This is a genomic window from Caldisericia bacterium (assembly GCA_026414995.1).
Taxonomy (GTDB): domain Bacteria; phylum Caldisericota; class Caldisericia; order B22-G15; family B22-G15; genus JAAYUH01.
In genome coordinates this window covers 1-14993 of sequence record JAOAHY010000014.1, presented here as the reverse complement: position 1 = coordinate 14993, position 14993 = coordinate 1, and the positions used below count along the sequence as shown (strand labels likewise).

At 28.9% G+C, this 14993-nt stretch carries 15 protein-coding genes and 1 tRNA gene; 10 read left to right on the top strand and 6 right to left on the bottom strand.

From position 1 onward, the window contains the following. Nucleotides 1–4: 4 nt before the first annotated feature. From N3D74_05305 to N3D74_05285, 5 genes are all read right to left on the bottom strand, one after another. Complete coding sequence (locus tag N3D74_05305) at nucleotides 5–1243, bottom strand: OFA family MFS transporter (protein MCX8095583.1); 1239 nt, start codon at nucleotides 1241–1243, stop codon at nucleotides 5–7. A gap of 61 nt (nucleotides 1244–1304) precedes the next feature. Next, complete coding sequence (dnaJ, locus tag N3D74_05300; GenBank protein MCX8095582.1) at nucleotides 1305–2393, bottom strand: molecular chaperone DnaJ; 1089 nt, start codon at nucleotides 2391–2393, stop codon at nucleotides 1305–1307. Continuing rightward, nucleotides 2393–4231: a molecular chaperone DnaK gene (gene dnaK, locus N3D74_05295; GenBank protein MCX8095581.1), complete on the bottom strand. Its 1839-nt coding sequence runs from the start codon at nucleotides 4229–4231 to the stop codon at nucleotides 2393–2395. Before dnaK ends, dnaJ begins: the two co-directional genes overlap by 1 nt. A gap of 1 nt (nucleotide 4232) precedes the next feature. Next, nucleotides 4233–4739: a nucleotide exchange factor GrpE gene (locus N3D74_05290; protein ID MCX8095580.1), complete on the bottom strand. Its 507-nt coding sequence runs from the start codon at nucleotides 4737–4739 to the stop codon at nucleotides 4233–4235. A gap of 134 nt (nucleotides 4740–4873) precedes the next feature. Next, nucleotides 4874–7294 (bottom strand): PQQ-binding-like beta-propeller repeat protein, encoded by a 2421-nt coding sequence (locus N3D74_05285; protein MCX8095579.1) that lies wholly within the window; start codon nucleotides 7292–7294, stop codon nucleotides 4874–4876. A gap of 94 nt (nucleotides 7295–7388) precedes the next feature. Between N3D74_05285 and N3D74_05280 the strand changes: the two genes are divergently transcribed. The 9 genes from N3D74_05280 (at nucleotide 7389) to N3D74_05240 (ending at nucleotide 14031) form a co-directional block, all read left to right on the top strand. Then, nucleotides 7389–7463 (top strand) — tRNA-Val (locus N3D74_05280). 25 nt (nucleotides 7464–7488) lie between these two features. After that, nucleotides 7489–9402 carry a threonine--tRNA ligase gene (gene thrS, locus N3D74_05275; protein ID MCX8095578.1) on the top strand — a complete coding sequence of 638 codons (1914 nt, stop codon included), beginning with the start codon at nucleotides 7489–7491 and terminating at the stop codon, nucleotides 9400–9402. Nucleotides 9403–9429: 27 nt separating this feature from the next. Further along, nucleotides 9430–9999, top strand: coding sequence for a translation initiation factor IF-3 (gene infC / locus N3D74_05270; GenBank protein MCX8095577.1), 570 nt, complete (start codon nucleotides 9430–9432; stop codon nucleotides 9997–9999). Further along, the gene (gene rpmI, locus N3D74_05265; GenBank protein MCX8095576.1) at nucleotides 9956–10156 is read left to right on the top strand and encodes a 50S ribosomal protein L35; all 201 of its coding nucleotides are present in this window, start codon (nucleotides 9956–9958) and stop codon (nucleotides 10154–10156) included. The genes infC and rpmI overlap by 44 nt, the downstream gene beginning before the upstream one ends. Nucleotide 10157: 1 nt before the next feature. Next, entirely contained in the window at nucleotides 10158–10514 is a 357-nt protein-coding gene (rplT, locus tag N3D74_05260) for a 50S ribosomal protein L20 (protein ID MCX8095575.1), read from the top strand. Nucleotides 10515–10524: 10 nt separating this feature from the next. Beyond that, nucleotides 10525–11880 (top strand): S1 RNA-binding domain-containing protein, encoded by a 1356-nt coding sequence (locus N3D74_05255; protein ID MCX8095574.1) that lies wholly within the window; start codon nucleotides 10525–10527, stop codon nucleotides 11878–11880. Nucleotides 11881–11968: 88 nt separating this feature from the next. Next, the gene (locus N3D74_05250; protein ID MCX8095573.1) at nucleotides 11969–12529 is read left to right on the top strand and encodes an RNA polymerase sigma factor; all 561 of its coding nucleotides are present in this window, start codon (nucleotides 11969–11971) and stop codon (nucleotides 12527–12529) included. A 5-nt stretch (nucleotides 12530–12534) separates the two neighbouring features. Beyond that, the gene (locus N3D74_05245) at nucleotides 12535–13218 is read left to right on the top strand and encodes a hypothetical protein (protein ID MCX8095572.1); all 684 of its coding nucleotides are present in this window, start codon (nucleotides 12535–12537) and stop codon (nucleotides 13216–13218) included. Between the two features lie 63 nt (nucleotides 13219–13281). Continuing rightward, nucleotides 13282–14031 (top strand): SIMPL domain-containing protein, encoded by a 750-nt coding sequence (locus N3D74_05240; protein ID MCX8095571.1) that lies wholly within the window; start codon nucleotides 13282–13284, stop codon nucleotides 14029–14031. Between the two features lie 37 nt (nucleotides 14032–14068). Here N3D74_05240 and N3D74_05235 read toward each other — a convergent pair whose 3' ends face one another. After that, nucleotides 14069–14470, bottom strand: a complete 402-nt coding sequence (locus tag N3D74_05235; GenBank protein MCX8095570.1) for an NUDIX domain-containing protein — start codon at nucleotides 14468–14470, stop codon at nucleotides 14069–14071. A gap of 180 nt (nucleotides 14471–14650) precedes the next feature. On the opposite strand from N3D74_05235, the gene N3D74_05230 reads away from it, so the two are divergent. Further along, nucleotides 14651–14993, top strand: a 343-nt coding sequence (locus tag N3D74_05230; protein MCX8095569.1) for a hypothetical protein, incomplete at its 3' end; no start/stop codon positions are given.

Sequence of the window (14993 nt, the reverse complement as noted above, 5' to 3'; positions counted from 1 at the left end):
TTAATTATACTTTTTTAACTAACTCTCTTTTTCTTACATAAACACTTATTGTTACTGCTATTAGAGAAAATATAGAAAAAATCAATATAGGCATAAAATAACTTTTTGTTAAATCATGCAAAGCACCAGCAAGATATGGTCCAATTAATCCAGCAACTCCCCACGCAGTAAACATACTTCCATAATTTGATCCGTAATATTTAGTTCCAAAAACATCTGCAGTAAAACTAGGAGATAGTGCAAGATATCCACCATATGCAACTCCTGCTATAACTGGAACTAAATAAAAAATAAAATTTATATAATGAGCTACAAATAAAAGCAACATTGAAACAAAAACCATAGAACCTATTATTGTAAATGTTTTTAACCTGCCTATTTTATCAGATAAAGGACCTAAAAAGAACCTTCCTAAAAGATTAAAAATAGACAATATTGATAACAAAAATGACGCAGCAATAGGGTTAAATCCTCCATATTCAACAGCAATTGGGTTAAGATGAACAATTATCATAATACCAGGAGATGTTGCTAATATATAATGAACCCACATTAACCAAAAAATAGAAGTTTTTATCATTTGACTTGGAGTTAAATCTTTTCCAGTATATTCTGGTGTATATTTTCTTGTTTGTAATTTTTCAAAAGCACTTGGAATCCAACCTTTAGGAGGGTTTCTTATAAAATTTGAAGAAATTGTTATTAAAACAACTAAAATAATTCCTAAAATTAAAAAAGTTGTTCTCCAACCTACATTGTGAATTAAATATGTTGAAAGTGGAGCCCAAAGAAAAGAGCCAAAACCAAAACCTCCTACAACAAGTCCTGTGGCAAGTCCCTTTTTATCTGGAAAACATTTTACACCACTTGAAACTGCACCTGAATAACCAAATGCCATACCTAAACCACCTATAATTCCAAATATCAAAACAAGATAAAAAAGATTAAATGTAAAATAAGATAAAATTAATGCTAAACCAGCAAAAATACCACCTAAAAATGCAACAAATTTTGGACCTTTTTTATCTTGAATATAGCCAGCAAATAACATCCCAATAGCAAAAACAACTGATGCAATTGTGTAAGGAAGTGTTGCTTGTGCTCTTGTCCATCCAAACTCCTCTTGAAGTGGCTTTACAAATACTCCCCAAGCATATAAAACACCTAAAAGAAGAGTGATAATAAAACCGAAAATAGCTACTATGTATCTATTTTTTTTCTCAAATAATAAATCAATACTCATCGCTCCTCCCATTACTTTATGATTTTTAAAAATTATAACAGAAAATTTTGATATTTAAAAATTAATCTTTTTTAATCTCTTTCCACTTCTCGAGAATTTCTCTCTCTTTTTTTGTTAATTCTTTAAGATTTGGTATCTTAACCTTTGCAATTACTATATAATCTCCCCTACCCCTTCCTCTTAAATAAGGAAGACCCTCTCCTTTTAATTTTATTTCTTCGTTAAATTGAGTACCAGGATTTATATAAATTTTCTTTTTTCCTTCTATATATGGAATCTCAATTTCCCCTCCAAAAATTGCTGTTAATAAAGGAACTTCTGCTTCATATATTAAATTCTCACCTTTTCTTTTAATTAATGGATGTGGTTTTATTTTTATTTCAATATAAAGATCTCCTCTTAAACCATTTTTTGATGCATTTCCTTCATCTTGAAGTCTTATTCTCATTCCATCTTCTATTCCAGGTGGAATTTTAACTTTAATTACTCTTTTCTTTTTTGTAACTCCATTTCCCCTACAAACTTTACAAGGATTTCTATTAATTTCTCCTTCTCCTCTACATGTTGGGCAAGTTGTAATTGTAACAAACTGTCCAAAAATAGAACTCTGTGTTCTTTTTACCTTACCACTACCATGACAAGTTGGACATTTTTCTTTTTTGAACCCTCTCTCAACTCCTACACCATTACATGCTTCACAAACTTCATCTCTTTCAACTTCTAACTCAATTTCTTTTCCATATAAAACATCTTTTAAATCTATCTCAACTCTTCCATATATATCGCTTCCTCTTTCAACTCTTTTTCTCTCTTTAGTTTCAGTAAATCCTCCAAAAAAGGTATCAAAAATATCTTCAAAGCCAAAATCAAAGTTTCTAAAGAAGTCTCCAAACGGAGATTCAGAACTATATTGATAAGCGTAATCTCCTACACCTTCAGCAGTACCATACATATCATATCTTTTTCTTTTTTCTGGATCAGAAAGAACTTCATATGCTTCGTTTATTTCAGCCATTTTTTTAGCAGCTTCAGGATTATTTTTATTTAAATCAGGATGGTACTGCTTAACAAGTTTTCTATATGCTTTTTTTATTTCTTCAGGGGTGGCATTTCTATCCACCCCTAATATTTCATAATAATCTTTATTCATTACTTCACTTCATAATCTCCATCAATTGTTCCTTTATCGTCTTTTTTATCATTATCTTTTGGAGGTTCATTTTGGGTTTGAGAAGCACCTGCTTTTCTATAAATTTCTTCACCAACTTTTGCAAGTGCTTCGTTCACTTCGTCTATCTTTTTTCTCACCTCTTCAATTTTATTCTCTTTAAGGAGATTTTCAAGTTCATCAAGTTTCTTTTCTGCATTCTCAACTACTTCTTTGCTTACTTTATCTTTGTTCTCTTTTATTGTTTTTCTTCCTGTGTAAATAAGTTGATCTGCCATGTTTCTCAACTCAATTTCTTCTTTTCTTTTTCTATCTTCTTCTGCAAAACGTTCTGCTTCTTTTCTCATTTTTTCAACTTCTTCTTCTGATAATCTTACTGCTTGAGTTATTGTTATATTTTGACTTTTGCCAGTTGCAAGATCTTTAGCAGTAACATGTAAAATACCATTTTCATCAATCTCGTATGTTACCTCAATTTTTGGAACTCCTCTTGGTGCTGGTGGTATTCCATCAAGAATAAATCTACCAAGAGAAACATTATCTTTTGCAAGAGGTCTTTCTCCTTGAAGTATATGGATTTCAACAGATGTTTGATTATCAGCAGCGGTTGTAAAAATTTGAGTCTTTTTAATTGGAATTGGAGAGTTTCTATCAATCATTTTAGTAAAAATTCCGCCAAGAGTTTCAATTCCTAAAGTTAATGGAGTAACATCTTGGAGAACTATCTCTTGTTTGACACTACCTTCAAGAATTCCTGCTTGAATTGCTGCACCAATTGCAACACACTCCATTGGATCAACTCCTCTTTCTGCTGGTTTTCCAAAGAAATCTTCAATGAATCTTTGAACAATAGGCATTCTTGTTGGACCACCAACAAGAATAATATTATCAATATCTCGAGGAGTAAGTTTTGCATCTTCAAGTGCTTGTGTTAATGGACCTCTACATCTATCAATTATAGGTTTAACTAACTCTTCAAGAAGTGCTCTTGTTATTCTTTTAACAAGGTGCACTGGCTCATTATCTCTAACTGCAATAAATGGTAAATTAATTTCTGTTTCAAGAACACTTGAAAGTTCTATTTTTGCTTTTTCTACTGCTTCTCTTATCCTTGGAAGTGCTTTTGGATCTCTTGAGAGATCAATACCAGTTTCTCTTCTAAAATCCTCAATAACATAATTCATTAGTGCCTCATCCATATCTCTACCACCGAGTTGGGTATCACCTGCAGTTGAAATAACTTGAAAGACACCTTCACCAAAATCCATTATTGTTACATCTAAAGTCCCTCCACCAAAATCAAATACAAGAATTTTCAACTCTTTTTCACTTTTATTTAAACCATAAGCAAATGCTGCAGCTGTTGGTTCATTAATTAATCTTACAACTTCAAGACCAGCAATTCTTCCAGCATCTTTTGTTGCTTGTCTTTGGTTATCATTAAAGTATGCTGGAACAGTTATAACTGCCTTTTCAACCTTTTCACCGAGAAATGCCTCAGCATCTTTTTTTATTTTTTGAAGGATGAAAGCGGAAATTTGCTCTGGAGTATACTCTTTTTCATCTATTTTCACACGGAAGTTAGTTCCCATCTTTCTTTTTATTCCAGTGATTGTTCTTTCTGGGTTAAGAGCCATTTGCCTTCTTGCAGGTTCTCCTACAAGAAGTTGACCATCTTTTGTAAACGCAACAACTGATGGAACTGTTTTTCCACCAATTGATACACCTTCTGCAGCAGGTATTATTGTTGGTTTTCCTCCAATTATAGCAGCAGCACATGAATTTGATGTTCCAAGGTCAATTCCTATTATTCTTCCCATGTTAGTTTACCTCCTTTTTATAAACTTTTACATAAGCAGGTCTTATAAGAAAATTTTTTATCTTATAACCTTTTCTATAAACTTCACTTATAACTCCATCTTCTTCATCTTTATTTGTTATATCAACACTAATTACTTGATGAAGAGATGGGTCAAATTTTTCCCCTACATTTCCTATCTCTTCAACCCCCTCTTTTTTTAGAAAATCTAAAAATTGTTTTTCTATAAGTAAAAGTCCATTTAAAAGATTTTCATCTTTTATTTTACTTTTAGCACCTTCAATACTATCATATATATGTAAAAGTGAAGATATTATCTCTCCTTTATTTCTTATATTTCTTAAATTTTCCTCTTCTTGCCATTTTTTTTGAAAATGTTCCAAATCTCTTCTCTCTTTTTTAATAAGAAGAGTTAATGATTTTATCTCTTCTTTTAATCTTCTAAGTTCATCTTCTTTTTCTTTTAGAACTCTAAAAAGAGCATATGTTAAATCATCTCTTTTTTCCATTTCGCCTCCTTAAAATTAGCACTCTTTATATTAGAGTGCTAATCTAAATATAAATTTTATAAAATCTGACTTTTTTGTCAATAGAGAAATTTTTAAATTTTGATAATAATAAATTTTATTTTAAATTAATCAAATTAATCTTTAGGATAAGTAATAGTTATTGTTTTTGTTATACCATCCCAATCAACTTTGCAACCTAAATTTTCTGCAACAAATCTTACTGGAAGCATTGTTCTTCCTTTAACAATAAGAGGGGTAACTTTTGGATTGTTAGGATCGATTTGAACATTTCTTCCATTCACCTTTGCAATATTTTTTCCAATCCAAAGGTCAATTGTAATTGTTTTAAACTCAATTGTTACTCTTTTTTCAACATCATCCCAAAAGATTTTTGCTCCAAGGGGTTCAACTACATATCTAATTGGAAGAAGGGTTCTTCCTTCAATAATTTGTGGTGGTACATCAATTGTTTGAGGTACATTATTAACATATATAACTTTATTGCCAATTTGTAAAATTATAATTGTTTTTTGAATTGGTTCTTCTTTTTTTACAACTTTTAAATAAACTTCGACTATTGCTTTACCCCATTGAGTGTTTATTTCAATTTTCCCAGTGTAAAGTCTATCTTCTATAAGATTATCTGTTTTTAAAGTAACAGTTACTCTAACTTCATTTCCAGAAAAAGTTTTTGTGCTTAAAATTATAAAATCATCTGAAGCTGAAATTGTTCCACTAAGCGTTCCTCCGCCTTTGTTTGAAATAACAAAAATTTTTGAAGGAGAATCACCTTTTTTTACTTCACCAAAATTTAATGTATTAGTATCAACATAAAGAATTGGGTTTGGTTCTATAACATTTATGTAAATTTCAACAGTTTCTTTTCCTCCATTTGATTCAACATAAATTAATCCTTTATATCTTTGCCCAACAACTAATTCTTGAGCATTTAAAGTTACATTTATTTTTATATCATTTCCTTCAAAATTAATTGATTCAAATTGAATCCATTTTACATCGGTTGAAACTGTTCCAAAAAGTTTTCCTCCTCCTAAATTTTTTATTTGAATTTGAATTATTTTTTTATCTCCCTTGTTTATATTGCCATAATCTAAAATTTTTGGTGTAACACTTAATTTTGGTGGCAAACTCTTTGTTTTTAAAACAACATAAATTTCTGCATCTCCACCATTAGATTTTACAGTAACTTTTCCTTTATATTCTGTTTCCATAGTAAAACCAGTTGTATCAACTGTAACATTAACAACAACTTCATTTGCTGCAAACTCTGTTGGAAAAACTTTAATCCAATAATAATTTTCAGCTGATATTTTACCTGTTAATGTTCCTCCCCCTTTATTTCTAATTATAAAACTTAATGTTTTTTGAGAATTTACATCAACTTCTCCAAAATCAATTGTTAATGGCTCAACAGATAAAAATGGAGGTGGTTGAGACAAAAAATATCTTAATGAGTTATCAAGTCCTGGGGTATATAATCTATTATTTTGAATACAAAAATCGTTATAAAAACCTTTACTATATTTTGTGAACCATAAAGTTGTCCCATTTTCAAGAGATAACATATAAAGAGTTGAAGAGTTATCACCTATAAAAATGTATCTATCAGTTACAACAGGAGATGTTTCAAAACTACCAGATAAACTTTTTTCCCATCTTGCTTTGCCTGTTTTTAAATCAACACATGCAATTCTTCCATTATTTCCAAGAATAACTACAAGATCTCCAGAAATAGCAGGCGTAGTAGTTGTATCTTGATTTAAAGAATAATACCAATCTTGAGCTCTAGTTATTCTATTTATTGCTAAAAATTGACCTTGTCTATTTAATACATAAACATAATTTTCTTTAATAACAGGGGCTCCTTTAACATTTGGACCAACAACTTTTTTATAAAGTAGTGAACCTGTTAATGGATGTAGTGAATATAAAAATCCATCTTGAGAGATAAAAAATATTGATGTATCATCTCCAGCAATTGCTGAATTTATTTTATCTTCAGTTTTAAAAGGAGTGTTCCAGGCATCTTTTCCAGTTAATTTATCTAATGCATAAACAAGTCCATTGTCAGCACCAAAATATACAATATTTCCTAAAACTAATGGTGAATAATAAATTTTTGAATAAGTGTTATATTTCCATAAGTATTTTTGTGGATTTGTTATATCAAGACAGAAAAAATATCCATCAACTGTTCCGAAATATATCTTTCCATTATCATAAGCTGGCGCTCCAATTATTGCACCATCTGTTTCATAAGTCCATAATGGTTTTAATGTTTCTGCATCAAAGCAATAAAGAGTTTTATCTCCACAACCGACAAAAATTTTTCCATCTGCAAATATAGGAGAAGAAAAATTAGCATTTCCAATGTAATAAGCACCCTCCATAAGTGGCGGTGAAAAATTGGAATCACTATAACCCCATCTTAAATTATTTCCTCTATAAGTATTCCAAAATGTTTCTCCTTTAATAGGGATAATGAAAATTAATAAAAAATTTAAAATTAAAAAAATTGTAAAGAATTTTTTCATTATTTACCTCCTAAATTTTTTATAATTATATACCTAAAATAATAATAATTCTATCTTGACAAAAAGACAAAATAATATAATATAATTTTTGAGTGGGCGGTTAGTTCAGGGGTAGAACGCTTCGTTGACACCGAAGAGGTCGGTGGTTCAAGTCCACCATCGCCCACCATTTTTTTATTTTTAAGGTGAAAGTTATGAAAATAAATATTTTTGTTGAAAACTTTAATGAATATTTCTCAATTGATCAAAATGAAAACCTTTTTCATCTTTTAAATATAATACCCCATAAAAATCCTCAATTTGTTGGTGCGTTAGTTAATGGTATTGAATTAGTTGACTTTTATTACATTCCAAAAGATCAAGATAATATTAAATTTTTATCTCTAAACGATGAAGAATCTCTTGATATATTAAATCATTCAACTTCTCATATTCTTGCATATGCTGTAAAATCTCTTTTTAAAGAAGCTCTTCTTGGTATTGGCCCATCAATTAAGAATGGTTTTTATTATGATTTTTTAGTAGATAACCCTTTTACTCCAGAAGATTTACAAAAAATTGAAGATAGAATGAGAGAAATTTTGAAAAATAACTTAATTTTTGAAAAAGAAACTATTGATAAAAATACCGCAAGAAAATTGTTTAAAGAAGAAAAGTTTAAACTTGAATTAATTGATGAGATAGAGGGAGATTTTGTATCTATCTACAGAGTAGGTGAATTTATAGATTTATGCAGAGGACCACATCTTCCTAATACAAGTTTTATAAAACATTTTAAACTTTTGACTTCTTCATCGAGCTATTGGAAGGGAGATGAAAAAAGAGAAGTATTACAAAGAATTTATGGAACATCATTTTTTGATGAAGAATCTCTAAAAAATCACATTGAGAGATTAAAAGAGATTGAAAGAAGAGATCATAGAAGATTGGGAAAAGAGTTAGATCTTTTTAGTATTCATCCAGATGAAGCAGGACCAGGGCTTATCTTTTTCCATCCCAAAGGAGCAATAATAAGAAAGATAATTGAAGATTTTGAAAGAGAAGAACATTTAAAAAGAGGCTATCAATTTGTTTATACACCTCATATATACAGAGAAAAACTTTGGGAGATTTCTGGACACATGTCTTATTATAAAGAAAATATGTTTACAGGAATAAATATAGAAGATATCCAATATTTAGTAAAACCTATGAATTGTCCTGGTCACATTTTAATTTATAAATCTAAAACAAGGAGTTATAGAGAATTACCTCTTAGATTATTTGAACTTGGAACAGTTTATAGATATGAAAGGTCTGGTGTTCTTCATGGTCTTTTAAGAGTAAGAGGATTTACTCAAGATGATGCTCACATATTTTGTACAGAAGAACAACTTGAAGATGAAATAATTGGTGTTTTAGATTTTGCACTTTATATGATGAATACCTTTGGATTCAAAAATTTTGAGATATTTTTATCAACAAGACCTGAAAAATTTGTAGGAACTTTGGAATTATGGGATAAAGCAACTGAGGCATTAAGGAAATCACTTGAAGACAAAGGAGTAAATTATAAAATTGATCCAGGAGAGGGCGTTTTTTATGGCCCAAAAATTGATATAAAACTAAAGGATTCACTTGATAGATTATGGCAAGGTCCAACAATACAAGTAGATTTTAATCTTCCCCAAAGATTTAACTTAAAATATATGGGTAAAGATGGAAGAGAATATACTCCAGTTATGATACATAGAGTAGTTCTTGGCTCAATCGAAAGATTTTTTGGGGCACTTATTGAAAATTACGCAGGAAATTTTCCGCTTTGGTTATCTCCTGTTCAAATAAAACTTATAACTGTAACTCAAGATGTTGAAGATTATGGAAAATTATTATATAATAAACTTCTTGAATGTGGTTTTAGAGTTGATGTTGATTTTTCAGATGAAAACCTTCAAGAAAAGATAAAAAGAGGAGAATTGGAGAAGGTTCCTTATATTTTTGTAGTAGGAAAAAAGGAAAAAGAAAAAGGTGCAGTTTCAGTTAGAAAGAAAGGAGAAGGCAATTTAGGTATGCAAGATATTAATACAATAATAGAAAAACTTAAAAAGGAGGTATTAGAGAAAAAGTGAGTAAAAAGAAGAGGGGGGTGATTTACCATTAAAGAGTTTTCTCTTAGAGTTAACAGGGCTATAAGAGCAAAAGAAGTTAGACTCATTGATAGTGATGGTAAACAGTTAGGTATTTATCCACTTCAAGATGCTCTATCAATTGCAGAAGATAAAGGGTTAGATCTTGTTGAAATTAATCCTGATGCAAATCCTCCAGTTTGTAAAATTCTTGACTATGGAAAATTCAAGTATGAGATGACTAAAAAGAAAAAAGAGGCAAAAAAGAAACAGGTTACTTTTGATGTAAAGAATCTTGAAATTAGACCATTTATAGGTAAAGGAGATCTTGAGTACAAAATCAAAAACGCAAAAGATTGGCTCTTAGATGGTGATAAGGTTAAAGTTAGCATAATTTTTAGGGGGAGAGAGCTTTCTTATAAGGATAAAGGTTTTGAGATTATTAATGAGGTTATAAATGAGTTATCTCCTGTGGGAATGGTTGAAAAAGAACCATTCTTTCAGGGTAAAAAGATTGAGTGTCTAATAGGTCCAATAAAAAAAGGAGGTATTAAAGATGCCCAAGTTAAAGACATCGAAGACAGCAAAGAAGAGGTTTAAAATAACAGCGACAGGAAAAATTTTAAGAAATAGAACTGGTCATTCTCATCATCTTGAAAAGAAAAAATCGAGAAAAAAAGTAAAACAGTTGAGGTACAAAGAGGTCTCTAAAGAAGACAAAGGTCTTGTTAAAAGGATTTTAGGTATAGGAGGTTAAAATGGCAAGGGTTAAAGGTGGTCCTTATACTAGAAGAAGGAGAAAACAGATTTTGAAACTTGCAAAAGGTTTTAGAGGTGCAGCATCAGTAAGATATGGAGTTGCAAGAGAAGCAGTTGAGCATGCTCTTCACTATTCATATGTTGGAAGAAAATTAAAAAAGAGGGATATGAGAAGATTATGGATTACAAGAATTTCTGCTGCACTTAAAGAATTTGGTCTCTCATATTCAAGATTTATATATGGACTTAAAAAAAATTCAATTAATTTGAATAGAAAGATGTTGTCAGAACTTGCCATTCATGACAAAGAAAGTTTTGCCTTTCTTGTAAACAAGGCAAAAGAGAATTTAGGTTAAGGAGGTTTTTATGGAGGATAGGGAAGAAAGGTTTTTAAACAAAGATGAATTAGAAGAGAATTTAAGCGAAGATGTGGAAGAAACAAAAGAAGAGGAGGAGGTGGAAGAAGGAGAAGAGAGTTTAGGAGAGGAAGAAATTAGAAATATTCTTACTGAGATGGAAAAAGAAGAAGAGGGAGAAGAGGGAGAGATAAACGAAGAACTTGAAGAGATTAAAAAAATAACTGAAGATTATCTTCCAAAAAAATTCAAAAAAGGAGAAATAATTAAATCAATTGTTGTAAAAGTCGAAGATGATGGAGCTCTTGTAAGTGTTGGAAGAAAATTTGAAACATATATTCCACTTAAAGAATTAACAAAAGAAAAAGGAGTTTCTGCAAAAGATGTTGTAAAAGAGGGTGAAGAGATTGATGTTTATGTTGTTAGAAGTGAAGGACCAACTGGTGATCTTGTTCTTTCAAAAAGAAGAGCAGATTATGAAAAAGTTTGGAAAGAATTAAAAGATGCTTATGAAAATAAAAAAGAAATTGAGGGAACAGTAACAAGAATTGTTAAAGGTGGCCTTTTAATTGATTTAGGCCTTCCAGCATTTTTACCAAGAACTCAAATTGAACTTGAAATAGTTAAAAAGAAAGATTTATCTAATTATTTAAATAAAACCTTAAAAGTCAAAATAATCGAATTTGATAGAGAAATAAGAAAGATTATTGTTTCAAGAAGAGTAATTTTAGAAGAAGAAAAAGAGAGAGAAAGAAAAGAATATTTCTATCAATTAAAAGAAAAAGAAGGAGAAATAGTTGTTGGAACAGTAGCAGGAATTGTAGAATTTGGAGTTTTTGTAGATCTTGGAAAAGGAGTTGAAGGTTTAATTCATCTATCTGAATTAACATGGGGCCCAAGAAAACCAGCAAGAGAAGTTGTAAGAAAAAAACAGAAAATCAGAGTAAAAATTTTAAAAGTTGATCCTGAGGAAGAAAAAATTTCTTTATCTTTAAGACAAACAAAACCTCATCCTTGGGATAACATTGAAGAAAAATACCCAGTTGGAAAAATTGTAAAAGGAAAAGTTATAAGATTTTTACCTTTTGGAGCAGTAATTGAACTTGAAGAAGGAATAACTGGACTTATACATGTATCTCAAATTTCTTTAAAGAAAATTAAAAAACCAGAAGAAGCACTCCAAATAGGCCAAGAAGTTCAGGCAAAAGTAGTCGAACTAAAACCAGAAGATAGAAAAATGAGACTTTCAATTAAAGCGCTTTTTGAAGAAGAAATAAGAAAAAAAGTTGTTGAAGAGAAGAAGGTTGAATCTGAATATATTGTTGACGAGGAAGAGGTAGAAAGACTTAAATTTCTTAAAGGTTAAAGAAAATTTAAAAAATAGTATTACTTTAAAATTTTATTTTGATTCCATTTCTTTTATTTATTATTAATATTTTATATTTATTTTTTTAATGCTTGATAGGGAAAGAGAAAAAGAATTAATTGAGAGGGCAAAAATTGATAAAAATGCTTTTGGTATTTTATTTGAAGAGTATTTTTATGATATTCTAAATTATATTTATAGAAGAGTTGGTTCAAAAGAAGATGCTGAAGATTTAACAGAAGAGGTTTTTACAAAAGCACTTCTCTCTTTGGATAGATATAAAGATCAAGGAAAACCATATCTTTTCTTTTTATTAAAAATTTCAACAAATATTGTTAACGATTTTATTAAAAAGAAAGGTAAACTTCTTTTAAAAGAAAATCTTGATAGTGAAGAGAAAGTTGATTTTTTAAACTCAATTACAGATGAAAAAAAGTTTTATATTATACAAAAAGCAATTTTAAATTTACCAATTAAATATCAAACAGTTTTATCATTAAGATATTTAGAAAAGAAAAAAATTTCAGAAATAAGCGAAATTTTAAATATGAATGAAAATAGTGTTAAAACTATTATTAGAAGAGGTGTTGAAAAGTTAAAAAATATTTTAAAAAAAGATGAAACTTTTTTAAAATATTTTAGTTTATAAGTATGATGGAAAGATTTGATGAATTTTTAGAAAGTGTTAAAAAAGTAGAAATTGAAGATGAAGAGTTTAAGAGAGGCCTTAAGAAAAAACTCTTAGATCTCTATGATAAAAGAAAAGAGATAGAAAGGGCCTTTTTCTATAGAAAAGCGGTCTCTTTTGCTGTAATTATTTTACTTATAATTATTCCATCAATATTTATATATAAAAATATATATTTAAGAAAAAGCGCACTAATTCAAAAACCAGAACTTTTTAGAACTATGAATGTTGTTTATGAAGAGGAGATAAATAAAATAATTTTAAATGATGAAATTGAATCAACTGAAATAAAAAATGATGGAACTACGATAAAAAAATATAAAAGTGGAGTAATTATATCTGAAAAAGAGGGGAATTTTCAAAAAATATTATTTAATGAAAACTTTTTAAAAGAAAATTATATTGACTTAGAAAAAGTTTTAAAATCAGCAGAGAATTTGAAAACCTTTGATAAAATTTTAATTAATAAAATTTTGAATATCTTTAAAGAAGACATAAGATTTGAATTCATAAATGAAAATAACATTGAATCAACAATAAATATTAAAGATAATTTATATCTTATAAAAGTTTTAGGAAATAGAGGTTATTGGATAATAATTTTAGATATTGTTCAAAATAAAATTTTGTATTTTATTTACCCATATTAATATTTCTTTAAATTTTGAAACTTTTTATAAAAATTTTAGTTTAAATAATTAGGAGGTGAAACTATGAAGAAAGTAATGACTCTTTTCTTGGTTTCAGTTTTAATCTTAGGACTTTCACTTATAGGTGTAAGTTTTGGAAAAAGTGAGGTGAGCAATGTGTCAAATGTATCATCAGAAAATTTTGTAACAGTTACAGGACAAGGAGTAATTTATGCGAAACCAGATGTTGCTTATGTAAGTGTAGGAGTTGAAACAGAAAGAAAAACAGCAAAAGAAGCAGCAGAAGAAAATGCAAAAATTATGGATCAAATTTTTAAAGCACTACAAAAATTAGGTGTTAAAGAAGATGAGTTAGAAACTATAGAATATTCTGTATACCCTGTTTACTTTTATCCAGAAAAAGAACCACCAGTAGTAACTGGATACAAAGTAAGGAATATGTTCAATATAAAAATTACTAAGAAAACCCAAGATGGTAAACTTGATACAAAATTTGTTGGTCAAGTTCTTGATACATCAACATCAAATGGTGCAAATATAGTTTCTGGAATAACATTTGATATTTTAGATAAAAACGAACTTAAACTTAAAGCAATAGAACTTGCAATGCAAGATGCAAAGAAAAAAGCAGAAGTTGCATTGAAGGTTGTTGAAGAAAAAATTAAAGGAGTTCAAGAAATTAACATTTCAGATGTATCATATCCAGTGTATAGATATGACTTAAAAACAATGCCTACACCAGAAGCAACAACTCCTATATTTGAAGGTTCTTTATCAGTGCAGGTAACAGTTAATGTAAAATTTATTTTCTAATTTAAAGTTAATAATTAACAAAAAAGAGGGAGGCCTTTTAAAAGGCCTCCCTTAATTTTTTTATTGCTAATTTTAAAATTTTTTTATCATTTTTATATGTTAAAATTTTTAGTCCTTCATCAAAATAAAACCAACCATAACCAATAAAGCTATTTTCTAAATTAACTTTGAATGTATCAACTATGAATAAAAAATAATTAACTTCTTTTTTATAAATTTCATTATTCTGTCTATACTTATATTTTGTGGTTCCTAAAAATGATATGGGTTTATCAACTTTTATGCCTGTTTCTTCAAAAATTTCTCTTTTTGCAGTTTCTATTAAATTTTCATCATCTTTAACCTTTCCCTTAGGAAAAACCCAAGTTTTATCTCTTTTTAAAATAAGAACCTTTTCTTTATTAATCAAAACTCCACCAGATGAAACAAGACTCTTCATATTTTAATTCTATTTCTTATATATAAAATATCAAATCTTAAAAATTTAAGTCAATTTTTATTTTTATTTAACAAATTTAGCAAAAATTTAATTTATCATTATAATATATAATAGAAACTTGAAAATTAAATATTTTTTAATATTCGCTTAATATTTGGAAGATTAGAAAGGGGGAATGAAATGAAAAGATTTATGGTTTTACTGATGGCGGTCATTTTGAGTTTAGTAGGAGTAAATGGTTTTGCCAATGAAAAACCTAAAGCAGATTATGAGTGGTTGAGAGTGTATTCTACTGAGGAGAGGGAGTTTCCTGATGACTTTGTTGTTTTAGAAGAGAAAATAGTGGCCTCAATTTTTTATCGAGGCTGGGTTAGTATAGAGGGTCCTCGAATTTTGGAATTAAATCTTGAGGGAAAAATATTAAACTACTCTCGAGTGGTTTATTCCTTACAGCAAAAAGAACTGTTAAAAATCCCTTATTTGTTTAAAGAAAAAGATGGTTTTTTAATGATAGGGTTACTAG